The following is a 19,937-nucleotide window of genomic DNA, read 5'->3' as shown; positions in this document are numbered from 1 at the left end:
GGGGCGGGAGATAACTCCCGCCCCGTCCGTGGGTTGCTGTGGCGCGCGGAGAGGATTAGCGCGGAACAAACTCACCGCGGCGGTTGAGCGCCCACGACTCCTCGTCGTGACCGGGCGCCACCGGACGCTCCTCGCCATACGAGATGACGTTGATGCGCGAGGGGTCGATCCCCAGACGGATCAAGTACTCGCGCGCCGCCTGCGCGCGGCGTTCACCGAGCGCGAGATTGTATTCGTCGGTGCCGCGTTCGTCGCAGTGCCCCTCGATCAGGATGTTCATCTCGGGGTTGTTGCGCAGGATCTCGGCGTTGGCATCGAGCACCCGACGCGCGTCATCGCGCAGGTTGTACTTGTCAAAATCGAAGTAGATCGTCTTCAACCCGCGGGCGTCACCGGACGTGACATCGCCGCGGTCACCGGCGCCACCGCCGGCTCCCCCCTGCTCACCGCCCGCGGGGCCCGCGCCTTCGCGACCCGAGCCCGGGCCGCCGGTCGTTGGCTGTTTCGGGCATCCCAGCCCGATGGCCATTGCCAGCACGAGAACCGCCATCAGCGAGAGTTTTTTCATGTCCCCTCCTATCCTACCTAAAGGTATCAATTCCATGCTCTTACGAGCCACTCTCCATGCCATATACACCTCGGCGGACAAAACGTCAACAGCAATCGGCACGAAAACCCGCATTCTGGCGCGGAATCCGGAAATCCGCGTCTGCCACCGATTACGGCGACCATGACGGGTTGGAATTCCCGCCGGTCTGGGTGACTCGACGTACCCCGGAGCCATCGTAGTTCATGGTGTAGATTTCATACCGCCCGGTCCGGTTGGAGGCGAAGGCAATGTGCAAACCATCCGGCGACCAGTGCGGATTCTCGTTGGAGCCGACCTCGGTCAATCGGCGGAAGCCGCTGCCGTCGGGGTTGATCGTGCAGACCTGAAAGACCCCCTCCTCGCGCGAAACAAAGCAGATCATATCCAAAGTCGGCGACCAGTCGGGGGAGTCATTGTATTTGCCCTCGAAGGTGAGCCGTTCGACGTTGGCGCCGTCGGCATCCATGATGTACAGCTGAGGGGTGCCGCTGCGATCGGAGGTGAACACCACCTTCTTGCCGTCGGGGGACAGGCAGGGGGAGGTGTCGATGCTGCGGTGGAAGGTCAGCCGCTGGGGCGCGCCGCCGCCGCGGGTGCCGATGTAGATTTCCGGGTCGCCCTCCATCGACAGCGACAGCACATAGCGTTTGCCGTCGCGCGACCACGAGCAGCCGGTGTTCAGCCCCTTCATCGACGAAAACTTCGTCGCCCGGCCGCTGACCAGGTCATATATCCAGACATCGGGGTTGCCGTCGCGAAACGACGTGTAGCTGACCGCGTCCTTGCCGGCCCAGCGCGGGGAAAGCACCACGGCGCGATCGGCGGTGAGCCGGTAGTCGTTGGCGCCGTCGTAGTCGCAAATGTGCACTTCTTTCTGGCCGTCGCCCTCATGCAGGTAGACCAGCTGGGTGCGGAAGATGCCGTCGGCGCGCGCCAGTTCGCGGTAAACCTCATCCGCCAGGGTGTGGGCCAAAAGCCGGGCGGAAGAACGGGCCGCCTTGAGTTCGCGGCTGTAGTACTCGTTGCCGGACTGCACATCGGTCAGGGAGTAGGTCACCACGAGTTCCTCGCCGTTCACCTCAAGCTCGGCGGAAATGATGTCGTTGGCGCCGAGGTGATGCCAGCCGCGGCGATCGACCGCCGACAGGCCCATGATGCGCAGGTAGAGGGTGTCGGGACGGACCGCCTCGAACAGGTAGGAGAAATCGAGGTCGGCGTAGACGACTTCCTCGATCAACTCCAGGGCGGCCCAGTCTTCGGAGGTGGCGCGGTCGGGGGATTTCATGCGGAAATCTTCGACGCCGATGCGGAAGGGCTCGAATTCGCCGCCGGACTTGAAGACGCGGCCATAAATCTCCGGCACGGGACGCGCGGCCGCCGTCGCCGCGCCCAGCAACAGCAGGGCCGCCACGAGCCCGGGCCAAATCCGGAGGCGGCTAGGGGCGGTACTCAAATTCGAGGTGAATGATCTGTTCATCTTCCTCCCAGTGATTCGGGAACGCCGGCCAGGAGCCGGTCACTTGCACCGCGCGCAAGGCGGCGCGATCGAACAGGTCGGAGCCGGATTTTTGCTCCAATTCGATGTCGGTGATCTCGCCTGAGCGTTTGACGACGAACTTCACGACACATACCCGGCGCTCACGGCCGAAACTCGGATTGCGCCAGTTGCTGCGAATGGCAGCAAAACCCTGGCGGTGGTAGGGGTTGACGTTGGCGCCGGTCTCGACTCCCCAGATGTCCCCGCCTCCGCCGCCTTCGGTCAACGACCCGACAACGCCGCCGGTGTCGATTGCGGCGAGCGCCGGGCCGCCGGCCCGGGCGGTGTCTTTCTTGGCCGGTTTGTCGGCGGTCTTCGGTTTTTCGGTCTTCTTGTCCTTGTCGTCGTCCTTCTTGGGCTTCTCCGGCGCTTTCACGTCCGCCAGTTCTTCCTTGACCGCCGGGTTTTTCGGAATCAATTCGTCCTCGGCCGGCGCCGGCGCCGCCGGTTTGGCCGCCGGGCCGCCCTTCACACGTCCCGGTTCGGCAAAGTCGACCAGCCCCACGCTCACCACCTGCATCGTGTGCGAAGGTCCGGACAAACCGCGCAACGGCGCGATCACGGCTCCGACGAACAGGAAGACCGCGTGGAAGGCCACAGACCAGAGGAGGTAGCGTCGCACAGTGCCCCCTATCCCCACTTTACCGGCGGGGGCATCTCCTTCAGGGACGGCTGGGTGACCAGACCGACGTCATTGAGTCCCAATTTCTTCATGATGCCGAGGATTTCAACCACCAGGCCGTAATTGACCTCGGCATCGGCGCGGATATAGGCCTTCGATCCGGGTTTGTTGCGGATCAGGCGGCCGAGTTCCTCCTCCCATTGCTGGGCGGTGCGGTAGACATCATTGACGAAGACGCCGCCCTCCTTGGTGATGGTGACGACAATCCCCTCCGACGGCTCATCGGCGGCGGTGGCGGTCTGCGGCAGACGGACATCGATGCCGCTTTGCAGGAGCGGCGCGGTCACCATGAAGATGATCAGCAGCACCAGGACCACGTCGACCAGGTTGGTGACGTTGATCTCAGAGAGAGCGTGATAGCTCTGACGTTTCACGGACATTCTCCCGCGTCAATTCGGTCAGAAATTCCAGCGACAGATTCGAGAGGTCATCGGAAATGACCCGCAGCCGGCGGACACACCAGTTGTAGGCGATGACCGCGGGTATGGCGGCGGCCAACCCAACGACCGTGGCGATCAGCGCCTCGGCGATGCCGGGGGCGACGACGACCAGCGAAGCCGACCCCGTGGCGCCGATGCCCATGAAGGAATTCATGATGCCCCAGCAGGTGCCCAGAAGACCGAGGAACGGAGACGCGTTGGCGGTGGTTGCCAGAAAGATCGTCCACTCTTCCAGACGGCCGATCTCCTCCTGCGCCACGCGCTCGAGCGTGTCGGAGACCGCCTTTTTCTGTTCGGGCGTCAGATCGAAGCCGGCGGCGTCACCGGAGCGCACGCCGCGGTTCTGCTCGGTGAAGGCGACCGCTTCGGCATAACCGGCATCGATCACGCGCCAGTGCGGCATGTGTTGCAGGGCCGACAGCGCGGTCATGCGGTCGCTGAGACGGCGCCCCTTGCGAAACAGCAGTCGGAAACGGGCGCTGTCGGCGGTCACGCGCTTGAAGCTGCGCCATTTGAGGAAGATGACCGCCCACGAGACAATCGAGAGCACCAGCAACACGGATAGAATCAGGAGTGAAAACCCGCTGGATCCGGCCAGAATGTCCCAGATGCTGCCCCCGATGATGGCCGGGGTCGGGATCCCCGGAATTGATGATAGGCCCAACAAGCGCGCCCTCCCTGTAGGTTGTTCGTCGCCCCGTGGTGGGTGTCCACCGGGACGCACACAATCAAGCGTATATCCCTCGGGACGCCAAATCAGTCAAGGGTAAACGAACCGGACCGGCCCATAGGCCGGTCAGTAAATGATGCCCTGGCCAAAGGTCGCGGCTTGACGGTTCCGGCCCCCACCGCGTTTTTACTTGGGCGCCAGAGAATCGTTCACCGGAATTATCGCAGCCCCAAGGCGATAGGCAGACCACGATGACATCCAACCGACCCAAATCCAGCGACATTCCCCCGGCGATCCAGCGGGAGATCGACGATCTGCGGCGGCAGCTGCGCCACCATGCCCATGCCTACTACGTCCTGGATCGCCCGGAGATATCGGACGCCGAATACGATCGGCTGTTTGATCGCTTAAGCGCGCTGGAAGCCGAGTACCCGCAGGCGGTCACGCCCGATTCGCCGACCCAGAAGGTCGGCGGCGAGCCGGCGGCGGCCTTCCGAACGGTGCGCCACCATGTCCCGATGCTCTCCCTGCAGAAGGTGACCAGCGAGGCGGAATTCCGCGAATTCGACACCCGTGTCCGCAAGCTCCTGGGCGGCGAGTCGCCCGCCTATGTCATCGAGCCGAAACTGGACGGTCTGGCGGTCGAACTGACTTACGAGGACGGGCAATTGCGGATCGGCTCGACCCGCGGCGACGGGGAAATCGGCGAGGATGTGACCGCCAACCTGCGCACGGTGCGCTCGGTGCCGCTGGCGCTGCTGGGCAATGCGCCGCGTCTGCTCGATGTCCGCGGCGAGGTCATCCTGCGGCGCGACGACTTTGAGCGTCTCAATCGCGAGCGGCTGGCCGCGGGCGAGGAGCCGATGGCCAACCCGCGCAACGGGGCGGCCGGATCACTCCGGCAACTGGACCCCAAAGTCACGGCCGCAAGGCCGTTGGTCTTCTATGCCTACGGCATCGGGCGCTGCGAAGGACGGACCCCTGGCAGCCAATGGGAGGTTCTGGCGCTTCTGCGCGAGGCGGGATTCAAGGTGCATCACCTGATCACCCGCTGCGAGACGGTCGACGCGGTGGTCGCCGCTCATGAACGGATCGGCGCGGAACGTGACCGTCTGGAGATGGACACCGACGGGACGGTGATCAAGGTTGACGATCTGGCGATGCAACGGAAGCTCGGGGCGGTATCGCATCACCCGCGTTGGGCGGTGGCGTGGAAGTTTCCGGCGCAGGAGGAGACCACGATCGTCGAGGACATCCTTCTGCAGGTGGGCCGTACCGGCATCATCAGCCCGGTGGCGGCGCTCAAACCGGTGCGGGTGGGGGGTGTCGAAGTGCGCCGCGCCACACTGCACAACGAGGACGAAATACGGCGCAAGGATGTTCGCGTCGGCGACAAGGTGATTGTGCGGCGGGCCGGCGATGTCATCCCGGAGGTCGTGAAGGTCGTGCCGGGCGGGAAGTCGCCGCGCTCCAAGCCGTTTGTCTTCCCAACCAAATGCCCGGCCTGCGGCGCGCAGATTGTCCGCGCGGAGGACTCGGCGTTCTACCGTTGCACAAACCTCGGCTGTCCGGCGCAGATCAAGGAGCGGCTGGCGCACTTTGTCTCGAAATCCGGCGTGGATGTTGAGGGCATGGGGTATCGCTATATCGAGCAGTTAGTGGACCGCAAGATCATCCACGATGTGGCCGACATCTACTTTCTCGATGCGGAGAAGTTGCACCAGCTGGACCGGATGGGCCCGAAACTGGCCGAGAACCTGCTGGCGGCGATCGATCGGGCGCGTCACCCCGACCTGCCGCACCTGCTGGCGGCATTGGGCATCGATGGCGTCGGCGAGCACATCGCGCGGGTACTGGCGCGGGCCTTCGGCTCGATCGACGCCATTGCCAAGGCCAGTGTCGAGGAGCTGCAACAGGTGCGCGAGATCGGGCCGATTGTCGCCGAGTCGATTCACCGGTTCTTCGCCATGCCGCAGACCGCCAAGCTTCTCGACAAGCTCCGGCGGGGCGGTGTGGTCTTCCCGACGATGACAACCCAGGAATCCGGACCGCTGCCGTTTACGGGGCTGACCTTCGTGCTGACCGGAACGCTGGAGGCGATGCGTCGCGAGGAGGCGCAGGCGCGCATCGAGGCGCTGGGGGGACGGGTCGCCGGGTCGGTGTCCAAGAAGACAAGTGTGGTCGTGGCCGGAGCCGAAGCCGGCTCAAAACTGGACAAGGCGCGGGAACTGGGCGTGACGGTCTGGGACGAGGATGAGTTCCTGCGCCAGCTGAGGAAGGCCGGCCGCGGATAGCATGAGTGTGTCGCTGCCCACGTTTCTCACCCGGGAGGTGATGTATGTCATCCTCCTGTTCGCGCTGTTTGTCCTGCCTCGCATCCTGTTGCGGTTTCGCATCCCCACGGCGATCACCAGTTTCGGGCTTGGGGCGCTGGCCGGGATGGGGTTTGGGCTCTTCCCCCATGATCACACGATCGAGCTTCTGTCGACCTTCGGGATTGTCGCGCTGTTTCTCTTTGCCGGGTTGGACGTTGACTTCGATGAGTTGCGTCATGGGGCCGCGGTGGTGGCACAGCACGTCGTCATCCGGTTGGGCTTGGTGGCCGCGGCGATGGCGGCGCTCAGTCCACTTCTGGAACTGGGCTGGCGGGCCGCGGCGCTGGTCGCGCTGGCGCTCCTGACTCCGTCGGGCGGATTCATCCTCGATTCGCTGAAGGGCTTTGGCGCCAGCGACCGCGAGCGGTTCTGGATTAAATCGAAGGTGATCGCCACCGAGATGGTGGCACTGGTGTTGCTGTTTGTCATCCTGCAGGCCGAATCACTCAGCCGATTGGCGACATCATCGCTGGTCCTGATCGGGATGATCATCCTCGTGCCGATGGCCTTTCGCTTTTTCGCGGCGGTGATTGTGCCCTATGCGCCCAGGTCGGAGTTCGCCTTTTTGGTGATGGTGGCGGTGGTGTGCGCCATGATCACGCTGAAGCTGGGTGTCTATTACCTGCTCGGCGCCTTTGTGGTGGGTGTGGCGGCGCAGCGGTTTCGCGAGCGTCTGCCGGCGGTGGGCTCGGAGCAGATGTTACACGCGGTCGAGTCATTCGCGTCGTTGTTTGTGCCATTCTATTTCTTTCATGCCGGACTCCAGCTGCAGCGCAGCGACTTCGGAATCGGCGCGTTGGCCATCGGCGGCGCGTTCCTCGCCCTCGGAATCCCGCTGCGGCTGCTCCTTGTGGCGCTGCACCGCAGGTGGGCCCTCGGCGAGAGTCTTCGCACCGGGATGCGGATCAGTCTGATGATGATTCCGACCCTGGTGTTCACGCTGGTCATCGCCGGAATTCTGCGCGACCGCTTTGACGCCGCGCCGGCGCTGGTCGGCGGTCTGATGATCTACACGATCGTCAATACTCTCCTGCCGGGACTGTTTCTCAAACTGCCATCGCCCAGTTTTGACGCCCCGCATTCATTGATGCCGGGCGACGTCCTGACCTCACCGGAAAACAAAAACCCCGCCTGACGGCGGGGTTTGGAGCGGATCTGATCGCGCCGGTTAGAGAACCAGGCCGCGCTTGTCGAGCGTCTTGAGCGCCTTGGTGGAGAGACGCACGCGCACCCAGCGCTTCTTCTCCGGATCCCAGATCTTCTTGGTCACAAGATTGGGATTGAAGCGGCGGTTCGCCTTCTTGTTGGCGTGGGAGACGGTATGTCCGGCGCGCGGACGCTTTCCGGTAATGGCACAGACTTTCGACATTGGAGTTTCCCTTCCAGCCCCTCCGGGCAGACATTAAATATAACCAATCTCATTGGCTACACAAGTAAAACCGGGCCCCCACTGCCCAGCGCAGTTCGTCCCACGCGGTTCCATCTTGACATCTGTAGGCGGGACAACGAGTTTCCCAACGATGAAGACGCTCAGACTCCTGCTTTCCGGCTTGCTGATCTGCGGACTGGCTTTCTCCATCGGCTGCGGCAGGAAGGAAACGGTCACCGAAGATGGCCGCAAGATCATCCGTTTCTGGCAGTTTTGGACCGAGCCGCGGGTCAAGGCGGTGATCACCAAGGCGATCGAGGAATTCGAGGCGCAAAACCCGCTCTACAAGGTCGAAGTCACCGACCTGACCTGGGACAACGGCTATCAAAAGATCGTGGCGGCCTTTGCCACCGACAATGTGCCCGACCTGATCGAACTGGGGTCCGACTGGATCGCCGAGTTTGCCGACCGGGGGGCGTTGTTGCAGATGACCGACGAGTGCATGCGTCTCCGGGAGTCGATGGCCGGGTGGCCGTCGGCGATTTACCAGGACAATTGCTATGCCCTGCCCTGGTATCTGTCGACACGGGTCTTCTATCAAAACGACGAGGCGGCGGCGCTGGTGTACGGGAGCGCGCGGCCGCAACCGTTTGTCTGGAGCCAACTGCTGCAAAACATCAAAGACGCCACACTGGAAAAGCCGAAGATGTGGGGATTCGGGGTGAACGCCGCCGAGCCACACCGTCTGTACAAACGCTTTCTCCCCTTCCTGTGGGCGGCGGGCGGCGATGTGCTGACCGAGGACATGTCGGTCTGCGCGCTGGAGACCGAGGCGGGACGCGAGGCGTTGCAGTTTGTGGTGAACATGAGTCAGCATCAGTATGTCGACAAGCAGTCGGCTCTCGACGACATGTTCATGGACGGCAAGCTCATGTACCACTTTTCCGGCGACTGGCTATACGAGCGGATCAAGCGCGCGGGGATTTCGTTGAAGTTTTCCGCCTTTATCATGCCCTTCCCCGGTCCGAACAAGGGGTCGCAGGCGGGGTTCGCCGGCGGTGAGTACCTGGCGGTGCCGCGGAAGGCGGCCGAGCCGGTGGCGGCGCTGAATCTGGCGCGGCATCTGCTGCAGCCCAAGCACATCTTCAATCTCTGCATCGCCACCGGTTGCGCGACCCCGGTCCATGCCGAGGTGGCGCAGAACCCCTACTTTATCGAGGACTCTGTTCGCAGTGTCTTCATCCAGCAGTTGGCGTACTCCAAATCGCCGCCGGCGCATCCGCGCTGGGTTGAGATCGAAGCGGCCATCGAACGGGGTGTGGAGAAAGCGCTCTTCCAGAAAGTCGCCGTCGATCAAGTCCTCGCGGAGATGTGCGGGGAGATCAACGCGATCATTCAGGAATACGAGAAACAGAAAGCGCAGTGAGCCGCACGCGTTCCGGTGAACTCTCCCGTCAGGGCTGGCTTTTGGCCTCGCCCTGGGCGGTCATCCTCCTCGGCTTCTGGGTCTATCCGTTCGGCTACGCGCTGGCGCTCGCGTTTGCCGACTACGACATCTTCCGTGGCGGCTGGCGCTGGGTGGGGCTGGAGAATTTCGCGGCGGTGCTGGGCAGCGGCGAGTTCTGGTCGTCGATCTGGCACACGGTGATCTTCACCGCGGGGACGGTCCCGGTGACGACCGCGCTGGCGATCCTGCTGGCGCTGGCGCTCAACCGCCGGCTGTGGGGCCGCAGTCTGTTTCGCGCCGGGTTCTTCGCGCCGACCCTGACCGCTACGGTGGTGATCGCGCTGGTCTTCACGCACCTGTACTCGCAGGGCGGCTACCTCTACCGCCTGGCCGACGTCATCGGACTGCCGGTCCCCGACCGCGGATTTCTGTTCGCCGAATCGACGGCGCTGGCGTCGGTCATGGTGATGGATGTGTGGGTGTCGGTCGGATACTATGCGCTCCTCTTCCTGGCCGGATTGCAGTCGATTCCCGCCGATCTGGTGGAGGATGCGCGAATGCACGGGGCATCCGCCTGGCAGCGGTTCTGGGCAATCACCTGGCCGTATCTGCGCCCGACCTTGCTTTACGCCGTGGTGATCAACCTGATCAAGAGTTTCCAGGTGTTCACGGAAATCTTCGTGATGACGCAGGGCGGACCGCTGGGGTCGACCTCGACAGCGGTCTACTATGTGTACATGATGGGCTTTGAGCGCTTCAAACTCGGATACGCTTCGGCCGCGGCGTTTATCGTCTTCGCCTTGATTGCCGTCTTTGCCCTCATCCAGTTTCGACTTTTGTCCTTCGGACGGGGGGCGGAGGACTGATGATGCCCGCGACACCGCCATCGGGCCGCCGCTGCCGCGGCGACTGGATTCTGACCGGCGCGCTCCTGCTCTTGTTGGCGGGAATGCTCTTCCCGCTGGCCTGGATGGTGGTTGGGTCGGTGTCGCCGCATTTCGATGCCCGCTGGGCCAACCCGTTTGGCGAGGGGGCCCGTTGGTCGAATTACGCGGACCTGTTCCGTTCGATGCCGTTCGGGACCTACCTGTGGAACTCGGCGCTGGTCGCCGTGATTGTCACCATCGGCAATGTCCTGCTTTGCTTTCCGGTCGGGTATGCGCTGGCGCGGCGCCGCTTCTGGGGGCGGGGCGCGCTGGATTGGGCGGCGGTGGTGGTGTTGATGGTGCCGCCGTATGTGCTGATCGTGCCGATGTTCGCGCTTATTCACCAACTCGGTTGGTACGACACGCTCTGGGCGATTACGGTGCCGGCGCTGGTGCATCCGCTGGGGGTGTTGTTGGTCAAAAGCGCGGTCTCGGGCGTGCCGATCGAGTTGGAGGAGGCGGCGCGGCTCGATGGCGCCGGACCGTGGCGAATTGTCTACCGGATTGTGATGCCGCTGTGCCGTCCGACGCTGGCGGTGCTGGCGGTGCAGATCTTCTGGCTGACCTGGAATTCCTTCCTCTTCCCCTTCATCCTCACCGGGGACAAGGCGCGCACGCTGCCCGTGGCGCTGGCGATGTTCCGTGGCTACCAGGGAGTGGACCGTCCGCATCTGTTCGCGGCGGCGACGCTGGCCACCATTCCGGTGATTCTCGTCTTTCTGTTTTTCCAGCGGCAGATCATCGCCGGACTGACCGCGGGCGCGGTCAAGCGGTAGGGTTAATCGGAGCGGCGCACGCGAAAGCGTTCGCGCACAAACTCGAGGATGCCATCGGCGATGCCATGCGCGGTGCGCGTGGTGAAGGCGTCGTTGTCGAGCATTTCCTCCTGCTCGGGGAGGATGATGAAGGCGCACTCGACCAGGACGGACGGATACTGCGGCGGACGGATGACCGCGAAGTTGGCCTGCGTGAGGCCATAGTCGGCCAACCCGGTGGCCGCGCGCGTCCGGCGGTGGACGGCCGTCGCGAGGGCGCGGCTGTGCGGATGATGGTAGTAGACGCTGGTGCCGTTGCGACGGCGGGGATCGACCCCGTCGGGGACGGCGTTGTTGTGCACCGAGACATAGATGTCGGCGCCGCCGTTGAAGGCGATCCCGGGCCGTTGCGCCAAGGGAACATCCTCATTGCCGGTGCGGGTCATGATGACCTGCGCGCCCATGGCCTGCAACTGCGCCACCAGCGCGCGCGCAATCTTCAAATTGGCGTCCTTTTCAACCAGCCCGGTGGGCCCGACCGAACCGGGATCGGCCGAGTGGCCCGGATCGACACAGATGGTCAGGCCGTCGAGCGTTGAGTCGCGCAACGGCGAGCGGTAGACTTCGAAGACAAAACGGCTATCCTCATAGCGTGTGTCATAGCCCCAGAGCGGCTCGGTGAGTTCGACATCGATGCGATAGATCTTCGGCTCCGGCTGGGCCCAGGCGATATCGGCGAAGAGGTCATCGACCGAATCGCGCTCGATCCAGTCGGTGTTCGAGATCGCGCCATAGAGCGTGATCGATGCGCCCCGGAGGTCATCGTCGACGGCAACCTTGAACGGGAGCCGTTCCGACATCCCGACCTCAAGTCGCACCGAAGAGTCGGTCGCGACGGTGTTCAGGCGGGGAATGACGGCTTCGGGGATCGGAGTGCCCTCCGGAAGCAGGCGCATCTTCTCCGTCTCGATCCAGGCCTCCAGACCAGGGGCGGGCTGGACGATGGTCCAGGGGCCGTTTGTGCCCCACCAGCGGGCGCGCACGCCATAGGGCTGATTGATGGCGAAGTAGCCCATACGCGGGCCGGTTCGGAGAATCTGGATGGAGTCGATCAGTTCGACCACGCGCGGCGGGAGATGGTGCACCGGGATGAGCAATCCGGTGGCGGTGGCGCGTGCCGATCCCGCTTTCGGCGAGGCGACCAGCAGTTCGAACATCACCGCGAGCGTGTCGTTGTCCAGTTTTTCCGGCGCCGTCCAGATGCCGTGGTATCGCCCCCGCGATGGGGTCGGACCGCCGGTCAGAAGCGGGCTTTGGTTGGCGATCTCGTCGCGCCGGTAGGCCTCGAAACTCGACAGCGACCGGGCGCGCAGCTCGGTCATGGGAAACGGGCCGGTGGTGTCGCGTTTGGCGATGATCCAGAACCGGGCGGTCCCGCCCATGGTGCCGTCAAAACTGACGGGGACTTCATCGCCGGGACGAATGGTGCGGTTCCAGATCGGACGCGCCGAGCCGTCGCGGATGCGCGCGCCTTCTTCGGGCGGGATGGGTCGGTTGTCGGTGATTCGGACCGGCAAGTCGAGCGAATCGGCGCCAAACTTGTTGCGGGCCCGCAGACGAAAAACGAAGTCGCCCGGCTCCACATTCACCCAGGCCAGGAAGCCACCGGTGCGGTAGACGTCGATCGGCTGGCCGTTGATCGTGAGCTTGGCGCCCGGCGTCACCGAGCCAATGACAAAGGTCGAGTCGACCGGGGCGATCACCTGATCGCGCGGCGGGTAGACGATGTTGATGACCGGGGCGGAATCCTGCGGGGAACGGGCGCGCGGCGGCTCCTGCGTAAACGCCGGCGCAGCCGCCCCGAGCAGCAGCGCGACGGCGGCGAATCTGGTCGGCAGCGTCGGTCGCATCACGGTTCTACGATCCCACGATTCGGGCGATTCCACAACAAGAAAACGCCGGTCCCGGATGGATCCGGGACCGGCGCTTGTGGCCATCAGGACAGGTCAGAATCCGACCTGGAAAGTGAAGTACTGGTTGTCATCGAAGAACTCGCTGGCCGACCAGGCGTAGTCGAACTGCCAGCGCGAGTCGCCGACGTTGAACCGCAGTCCGGCGCCGAACGAGGCGCCAAAGAGGTAGTCATCCTGGTTGGAGGCGGTGTAGCCGCCGCGCAGGAAGAACTTGTTGTCCCAGGCGTACTCGCCGCCGAAGCGCCACTCGTCTTCGGAGAAGTTGTTCGACTGGAAGGCGCCGGAGACATTGACCACGTTCTTTTGCTGCTCGAAGAGCTTGTAGGCCGCGCCCAGTTGCACGTAGGACGGGATTTCAAACGCCGCCGAGCGCGAGCGCGTGGTGTGCGGCAGACTGTTGGGATCGTCGCCGGTCTCGGTGTCCCAGTCGAAGCCGGGGCCGTCGTAGCGCATCTTCGGTCCGAGGTTTTTGATCACGGCGCCGAAGGTGACGTTCTGCCAGCCCGGGTTGTAGTGGAAGCCGATGTCAAAGCCCAGCCCCATCGCGGTCTGTTCGGCGATCTTTTCATAGATCACGTTGCTGTTGATGCCCAGCGAGACGCGGTCGGTGAGGGTGCGGGCGTAGGTGGCGCCGATGACGGCGAACGACGAGGAGAAGGTGGCGCCGGTGCCTTCGGGGAAGTCGACGGTGCGCACGATCTCATCGTCCATTGAGGTGATCTTGGCATTGAAGCCGATCACGCCAAAGTCGCCGACGCGGCGGGCGCCGGCAAAGTAGTTGATGTCGATGTCGGCGATGTACTGCCGATTGGACCACATGAATTCAGTGCCTTCGATGGACGACGCGCCGGCCGGATTCCAGTACAGCGCATCGAGGCCATAGGAGTTGGCGACGGTGGAGCCGCCCATCGCGGTGCCGCGGGAACCGACCGGGATGCGCAACTGCTGCCCCCCGGCGGAGCCGATTTTCAGGTCGTCACCCGCATAGGCGGCCGAGGCGATCAGTAGCATCACCAACGCCGCTGCGAGAATTGTTCTGGTTTTCATCGTTCCTGCCTCCATGGAAAGGCCCGTTCCCTGGGCCGTCGCATGATCAATAGGTGTTGAGCTGCTCCACCTCGGTGAACACCGCCAATTTGCCGATCTTGGTGCCGATCCCCTCGGCCTCGACATGGTAGATGTACATGCCGGAGGCGACGGGCAGGCCGGTTTCGGTCAAGACATCCCAGACCAATTCGGCGGAGCCGGGATTGTCCTTCGTCAGCACCCGCACACAGTCACCCGCGAGGTTGAAGATGCGGATGGTGGTGAGCGCCGGCGGCAGATTGACAAATTTGATCTGACGGCGGAACTGATCCAGTTCCAGGGAGGTCAGGTTGTAGTACGGATTCGGCACCGGGTAGACGTTGTCGACAGCGTTCTTAATGACGGTCCCGTCGCCATCGCCGGGCACGTGGGTGACGAACTCAAAGAGATCTTCCGGGGCATTCGGCTTGTTGGTCGTGAACCGAATGATGGTGCCCTCGGCGCACGGCCCGTTCCCGGAAAGGTCGTTAATGATGATGCGCCCAATGTGGAAATCGGCCGGGAAATCGTAGACGGCTGTGGCCGGTAGCGGCTCAACGTACTCCCGCTCGATGACGTAGATGCGGTCACCCATGCTCCAGCCGCCCGACTCATCGTCGTCGAGGACGGCGAATTGCACGCGTCTATCATCGGCGGTATTGTTGATCGTGCCGGGACCGATGTTCCAGACCTCAAACGGCGCCCGATTCGGCCACTTTTCGTCCGTGCTCCAGTCGTAGTACTCGGAGCCCTCGCTGGTGAAGCGGAACTCCCAGTCGCTGACGCCAATCAGACCGCGCCAGTTCAAACGCGCCCAGTTGTTTCCATCGTCGGAGGAGATATACCAGTCACCGGTCGAATTACGAGAGAATGCGACGTTGTCGGGCGGATCAACCGGACCGTTGGCGTTGGCGACCTCCACGATGGACTTGATGCCAGCTGACGGCCCCAGCACACGGAGAATGAAGCCATCCGTGCCTTCGGAACTGATCGGAAAAGTCTCGTTTTGCAGCAGGAACTCGTCATCGTCAACGTCCAATAGGTTCCAAGACAAGTCTTCGTTAAACGTGACGTTGTACGTGTGACCGGTCACTGCCGTCGGATCGTAGAAGTCGATCAACACGGTACCGTCGCTGATTCCGGACAGGTGTTCGGCGGTGTCTGCCAGGATGCCGGTCATGGACAGCGGCACCACACCATCGGAAGGCGCCGAGGGCAGCGTTTCGAACGACTCCGCGATGATTCCGAAGGGGTTTCCCAATTCATCGGTGAAAGGCACCGCGTTAAGTTCGTCATAGTTGTAGGCGGTGACGGCGAAGTAGTATGGTCGGTTGTTTACTATCCCGCCGCCGCGGATCCGGTCCTGCACGACCAGCAATTCATGTTGCAACCCGGTGTTGGAACCGTGCTGGACAACGACACGCTCCCTGCCCTCCGGGTTGTCGACATCATTGTAAATGCGTTCGACATCGTTGTTGAGATCGAACGTTGCGATCTTGGTCCAGGGTCCCGAGCTGGACGCGCCTTGGTACACGTTGAACCCCTCATGCACAAAGCGCTGCAATAAGACCGGCTCGCCGCCTGGCTCGACCGGGGGCCCGTAAGACTCCTGTACGTCGCCGTCGGCCTCCACTCCCCAGAACAGGCGCACCGCGTTGTCATGTGGAATCTGCCAGACGGTCGGCGGGGGCGGCGGGCCGGGGATGTCGAAGTTGGCATCGAACACGTTCTGCGCGATCCGGTCGGTCTCGCGCAGGCGCTGCACGGACGAGAGGTGATTGTCGCCCTGTGCCACAATGACCGCGGCCACCACCACCTGGGTGTCGCCCGGATTCATCGTAAATGGCCCCGAGGTCATCATGTAGCGGCGGTCGGCGGCGTTGTTGTCCAACTCACCGGTGCCGGTGACGGGGTCGCCGCTCATGAAGAACTTGACGGTGTCGCCGTTGTACACGTGGGGGGTGCCGTTGATCTCCAGACCTTGCATGTAGTTGTAGGTCTCAATGTTGTTCGACGGGTCGGTGCCATTGATGTACTTATTAAACGAGGTCATCGGCAGTTCCTCGTAGCCAGTGACGACTTTGACCTTGCCGTCCACCAGAATGGTGTCTGTGACGCCCGGCGCGGGGATAATCGGTCCCTGGAAGAAGTCGAAGCCCACAGCCGGTGGCTTGTCTCCATAGGAAGCATCGTCCGCATCGGCGTTGTAGCAAAAGCCGATCGAGAGGGTCGTGTCGCATCCGACGAAGTCGTCGCCCGCGTCGCCCAGATCGGGATCGGCCCACAGCGAGATGTAGGTGTCCTCGAGGAGGTTGCCGCCCTTATTGATGATCTTGAACTGCATGAAGATCGTGTTACCGAGGGCGCCGGCACGTGCGTAGCCGAACACATAGTGTTGGATCTCCACGCCCAAAGGTCCGGCGGAGCCACTTCCCGGATCGGACTCGCGTCCGGCGACGCTGGCGTCGTTGTAAACGCTCCAAAGCGCCTGGTCGCCAAGCAACAGCGGGATCCGGTTGCCTTCGCTGTCCAGAGAATCAGAGCCGTCGGCGGCTTTCAGCGCCGGAGCGCCGTCGTCGAACGGCCAGGTCCGGTAGTCCTCGCTGGTCTCGCGGGTATCGCCTTTGTTGATCACATAGACACGATAACTGCCGCGGTCACTCTGAAACGTGCCGTTGGCCATCGGTCCGGGCACGTAGTCATTAGCGTACTCGGCGGCGGCGGTACGGACGCCGCCATTCACCTTGGCACCCATCCAGACGCCGGCGGCATAGATCACCGACGTGTTGGTACCTTTGGGATAATACAGGCCATCGTTCTTGCCCAGGAGCGCAGTGCGGTCATAGGCGAACGAACCGGTATTGCCCACGAACATCAACAGATTGTTCGCGTCGAAAAACGTGGTGTTGTCGATGATTTGGGGCGAGGCCGGCGCGGGCGACTGCCGCGGTCCGGCCGCGATCACCATCACGGCCGCCAGCGGCATTGCCAGTCCGGAAATCACCCAAGTCCAGCGTTTCATCCATGTCCTCCTTCGCATCGCCCGGGCGCGCCTGGCGTACCAACGGGCGTCCACGTCCTGTGATTACGCCCTTAGAATGTCCACCGCGCGCCGAATCGAATCTGCCGCGGCGTGTCGTAGTTGCGCGGATCGGCCTGTCTGACCTGATACTTCTCCTCTCCGGTCAGGCGCGATGTATCGTGGATCATCGAGTTGTCGACGATGAACTGCTGACCATCGGGCGTCTCCAGCCAGCCGGTCTCGTTCGGCAGGCCCGTCGACTCGTACACGTCGACAACGTTGTCGCGGTCGAAGAGATTGATGACCCAGACATACAGATCGAGATTCATCTTGCCAGCGATGGTGATTTCGCGGTTGGCCTTCATGTCCACACGGTACTGCCACGGCTGACGGCGCGAATTGATCGGGCCGGAAGGTCGCGGCGAGATCGCGCCGAGCGTGACTTCGTTATAGACGAAGACCGGCGAATACGGGAAGCCCGACCCGGCGCCCAGCACGAAATTGACGCCTGCGCGCTCCAGCGGGTAGAAATCGCCGAGCTTGGGACCTTCGCCGGGGCCGGTGCGGATGTCGAGCACGCCAGTGATCTTGTGACGCTGGTCGAACTCCAAGGGCGTGGCGTGTTTGGGCGGCTCGGCCACGGTCCAGGCGATGTTGGACTGGGTGTTGGCAAAGGAACCGGTGCCGTCGGCGTAGGCCAGCGCGTAGTTGAACTGCGCCGAGATATTGCGCGAGCGGCGCACATCCAGCGAGAATTCAACGCCCTTCACCGTGCCGTAGTCGACGTTGCGGTAGGTCGAAAACGAATTCGGGATCGCCGGTTGGGTCACGACCTCGGTCAGGTTCTTCACGTCCTTGTAGAAGGCCGTGATGTCGATGGAGGCGTTATCGCTCACACGGCGCTGCCACCCGGCCTCATAGGCGGTGGTCTCTTCCGGCTCCAGATTCGGGTTGCCGAACGCGAAGAAGTATCCGCCGGTGCGGATCTTGTACTCGAGGTAGTCGTAGTTCACATACAGGTTTTGCAGGTCGGGCCGCTGGAAGAACTTCCCGTAGGAGAAGTGAAACACGGAGCCGTCGGCCACCGGGAAGGCAACCCCAAGCCGCGGCGAGAGCCGCGAGACGGACTCCGAACTGGTGAGTTCGTCCTCGGAGAGTTCCTGAGCTCCCTGGCGCAGGGCGTTGCGCTCCTCATCGGAAAGACCGGTCGCCGTGTCCGCGTAGGTGGCCCGGTCGAACGGATCCAGCGGCTGCTCGGGATCAACCAGCCGTTCGGTCTTGTAATCGAAGTAATCGAACCGCAACCCGGCGTTCACGACCAGCCCCTCCCATTCGAACTTGTCTTGCAGGTAGGCGGCCATGTTGATCGGATTTTTCACCGAGTTGAGACCTCCCTCGTCGGACTCCTCGCCCAACTCATTGTAGCCAAAGTGGTCGATGTCGTCGAAACCGCCGTTGGCGCCCTGGTAGACATTGACCGGGAACAGGTGCTGGTAGCGGCGCAGCGCGTGGCGCTGGAATTCGAGTCCGGCCTTGACCTCGTGGTTCGGGTGCACCTGGCTGACCAGGTCCCAATCGGCGCCGACGTACGATGACTTCCGCTTCAGCAGGTCGTCCCAGACGGTCGCTTCGTCGCCACGAACCACAAAGGACTGCTCGCGCGTGCTGCCGTCGGGCATCAACACTTCGAAGACGCTGTCTTCGTGCGGGGTGACGAGCGGGAAGTACTTGTTCTCCTCGCTGCCATGCTCCAGACTGTCGGGGTCCAGATTCATGTCATCCCAAGCCGTGTACAACTGCGTCTGATCGAAGTTGGGATTGCCGCTCGGACGACCGTAGGCCCACAGGTCGTCAAAGTGCACGCCGTCGCCGCGAATGCGCTCGGTCGAGAACCAGTTGGCCTTGAGCGTGTGGAAGGTCTTCGAGTTGACCGTGTGGGTCAGCTCGCCGAAGACGCTGTAGTTGCGGTCATCATACTTCGGCGTGTGCTGGATGTTGAAGAGGTAGTCGTGGCGGTACTCCTGCCACTTTTCCACCGATCCGTTGGTGCCGACGAGGGCCGAGACATTCCCCGAGGGGCGCCAGTTCAACTTGCCCTGCCAGTTCCAGAGGCCGGACTCGTTGTTCGGGAGCATCCCACCGGCGGTGGCGTGCGGCTCGCGGTCGCCCGCCCAGCGGCGCTCCCCGGCGACGTAAAAGGTCAGCTTGTCCGAACCCGGAGTAATCGGGCCGGAGAGCACGCCGGAGTAGACGTTAAAGTCATAATTCTCGCCGTGGAAGTTGTCGGTCACCGTCTCGAAAGTCCCATGGAACTTGTCGGTGCCCGCCCGGGTGATGACGTTGACGGCACCCGACATGATCAGGCCATACTCGGCATTGAATCCGCCGGTGACGATCGAGACTTCCTGGATCGAGTTGTTGTTGATCTGAGTGGTCGACAACCCGGTGAGTGGATCCTGCTGCGAGAAGCCGTCAACGTAGTAGGCGACTTCCGAGGAGCGGCCGCCGCGCACGTTGAGCGTGCCGGTGGTGCTGTTCTCACGGCCGCCACGCTGGCGGACGCCGACGTTGTCGGAGAAGCGGATCGCGCCCGCCTGCAGCCCGACGACATCCTGATAGCCGCGGGTCGGGAGATTTTGCACGTCTTCGGCGCCGACAATGCGCAGCGAGGATGTGCGGTCCTGCTTGACCAGCGGCCGCTCGGCGGTCACCGAGACGGTGCCCAGTTCCACCGCCTCCGACGAGAGCGCGAAGTCCTGGATGGTGGTGAGGTCCACGTTGACCCCGACGTTGGTGACTTCCATCGGCGCGAAGCCGACGATCGTCGCTTTGAGGGTATAGGTGCCAACGGGGACGTTGAGAATGACGAAGCGGCCTTCTTCGTCGGTCAGGGCTCCCCATGTCGTTCCGACGATAGAGATGGCCGCGCCGGGGATCGGCTGGCCGTTGGTCTTGTCTGTCACCACGCCGGCAATTTTGCCCGTGGTGCCGGCCCAGGCACTCACGGCCAGCAACAAGGCCGCGAAGCTGAGCACCCAGAGTGTGTTCACGAATTTGCGCAAGGGTCCCTCCTTGTGTGCGCACATA

Annotated in this window: 15 protein-coding genes; 5 read left to right on the top strand and 10 right to left on the bottom strand. The window is 63.1% G+C overall.

Annotation, left to right across the window (positions count from 1 at the left end):
• Window positions 1–55: 55 nt before the first annotated feature.
• The 5 genes from pal to VNN55_05955 form a co-directional block, all read right to left on the bottom strand.
• A complete protein-coding gene (pal, locus tag VNN55_05975; GenBank protein HWO57095.1) occupies window positions 56–568 on the bottom strand; it encodes a peptidoglycan-associated lipoprotein Pal in 513 nt (170 codons plus the stop codon).
• A gap of 151 nt (window positions 569–719) precedes the next feature.
• Window positions 720–2,000, bottom strand: a complete 1,281-nt coding sequence (gene tolB / locus VNN55_05970) for a Tol-Pal system beta propeller repeat protein TolB (GenBank protein HWO57094.1) — start codon at window positions 1,998–2,000, stop codon at window positions 720–722.
• Between the two features lie 25 nt (window positions 2,001–2,025).
• On the bottom strand, window positions 2,026–2,748 hold the full coding sequence (locus VNN55_05965; GenBank protein HWO57093.1) for a cell envelope integrity protein TolA: 723 nt from the start codon (window positions 2,746–2,748) through the stop codon (window positions 2,026–2,028).
• Window positions 2,749–2,756: 8 nt separating this feature from the next.
• Window positions 2,757–3,182 (bottom strand): biopolymer transporter ExbD, encoded by a 426-nt coding sequence (locus VNN55_05960; GenBank protein ID HWO57092.1) that lies wholly within the window; start codon window positions 3,180–3,182, stop codon window positions 2,757–2,759.
• On the bottom strand, window positions 3,151–3,912 hold the full coding sequence (locus VNN55_05955; protein ID HWO57091.1) for a MotA/TolQ/ExbB proton channel family protein: 762 nt from the start codon (window positions 3,910–3,912) through the stop codon (window positions 3,151–3,153). Before VNN55_05955 ends, VNN55_05960 begins: the two co-directional genes overlap by 32 nt.
• A 257-nt stretch (window positions 3,913–4,169) precedes the next feature.
• Here VNN55_05955 and ligA point away from each other — a divergent pair, with 257 nt between their 5' ends.
• Window positions 4,170–6,212: an NAD-dependent DNA ligase LigA gene (gene ligA, locus VNN55_05950; GenBank protein ID HWO57090.1), complete on the top strand. Its 2,043-nt coding sequence runs from the start codon at window positions 4,170–4,172 to the stop codon at window positions 6,210–6,212.
• 1 nt (window position 6,213) lies between these two features.
• A complete protein-coding gene (locus VNN55_05945; GenBank protein HWO57089.1) occupies window positions 6,214–7,428 on the top strand; it encodes a cation:proton antiporter in 1,215 nt (404 codons plus the stop codon).
• Window positions 7,429–7,461: 33 nt separating this feature from the next.
• On the opposite strand, the gene rpmB is transcribed toward VNN55_05945, so the two are convergent.
• Window positions 7,462–7,662 carry a 50S ribosomal protein L28 gene (gene rpmB, locus VNN55_05940; protein ID HWO57088.1) on the bottom strand — a complete coding sequence of 67 codons (201 nt, stop codon included), beginning with the start codon at window positions 7,660–7,662 and terminating at the stop codon, window positions 7,462–7,464.
• 151 nt (window positions 7,663–7,813) lie between these two features.
• On the opposite strand from rpmB, the gene VNN55_05935 reads away from it, so the two are divergent.
• From VNN55_05935 to VNN55_05925, 3 genes are read left to right on the top strand one after another with little or no spacing between them, the layout of a single operon-like run.
• The gene (locus VNN55_05935; protein HWO57087.1) at window positions 7,814–9,088 is read left to right on the top strand and encodes an extracellular solute-binding protein; all 1,275 of its coding nucleotides are present in this window, start codon (window positions 7,814–7,816) and stop codon (window positions 9,086–9,088) included.
• Complete coding sequence (locus VNN55_05930) at window positions 9,085–9,975, top strand: sugar ABC transporter permease (protein HWO57086.1); 891 nt, start codon at window positions 9,085–9,087, stop codon at window positions 9,973–9,975. The genes VNN55_05935 and VNN55_05930 overlap by 4 nt, the downstream gene beginning before the upstream one ends.
• Complete coding sequence (locus tag VNN55_05925) at window positions 9,975–10,811, top strand: carbohydrate ABC transporter permease (GenBank protein HWO57085.1); 837 nt, start codon at window positions 9,975–9,977, stop codon at window positions 10,809–10,811. The genes VNN55_05930 and VNN55_05925 overlap by 1 nt, the downstream gene beginning before the upstream one ends.
• A gap of 2 nt (window positions 10,812–10,813) precedes the next feature.
• Here VNN55_05925 and VNN55_05920 read toward each other — a convergent pair whose 3' ends face one another.
• The 4 genes from VNN55_05920 to VNN55_05905 form a co-directional block, all read right to left on the bottom strand.
• Entirely contained in the window at window positions 10,814–12,700 is a 1,887-nt protein-coding gene (locus VNN55_05920; GenBank protein HWO57084.1) for an N-acetylmuramoyl-L-alanine amidase, read from the bottom strand.
• Between the two features lie 96 nt (window positions 12,701–12,796).
• Window positions 12,797–13,810: a PorV/PorQ family protein gene (locus VNN55_05915; GenBank protein HWO57083.1), complete on the bottom strand. Its 1,014-nt coding sequence runs from the start codon at window positions 13,808–13,810 to the stop codon at window positions 12,797–12,799.
• Between the two features lie 46 nt (window positions 13,811–13,856).
• The gene (locus VNN55_05910; GenBank protein ID HWO57082.1) at window positions 13,857–16,850 is read right to left on the bottom strand and encodes a hypothetical protein; all 2,994 of its coding nucleotides are present in this window, start codon (window positions 16,848–16,850) and stop codon (window positions 13,857–13,859) included.
• Between the two features lie 71 nt (window positions 16,851–16,921).
• Window positions 16,922–19,912 carry a TonB-dependent receptor gene (locus VNN55_05905; protein ID HWO57081.1) on the bottom strand — a complete coding sequence of 997 codons (2,991 nt, stop codon included), beginning with the start codon at window positions 19,910–19,912 and terminating at the stop codon, window positions 16,922–16,924.
• Between the last annotated feature and the right edge of the window lie 25 nt (window positions 19,913–19,937).

The sequence above is a fragment of the bacterium genome (assembly GCA_035559435.1).
Lineage (GTDB): Bacteria > Zixibacteria > MSB-5A5 > WJJR01 > WJJR01 > JACQFV01.
This window is presented reverse-complemented; position numbering and strand designations above follow the sequence as displayed.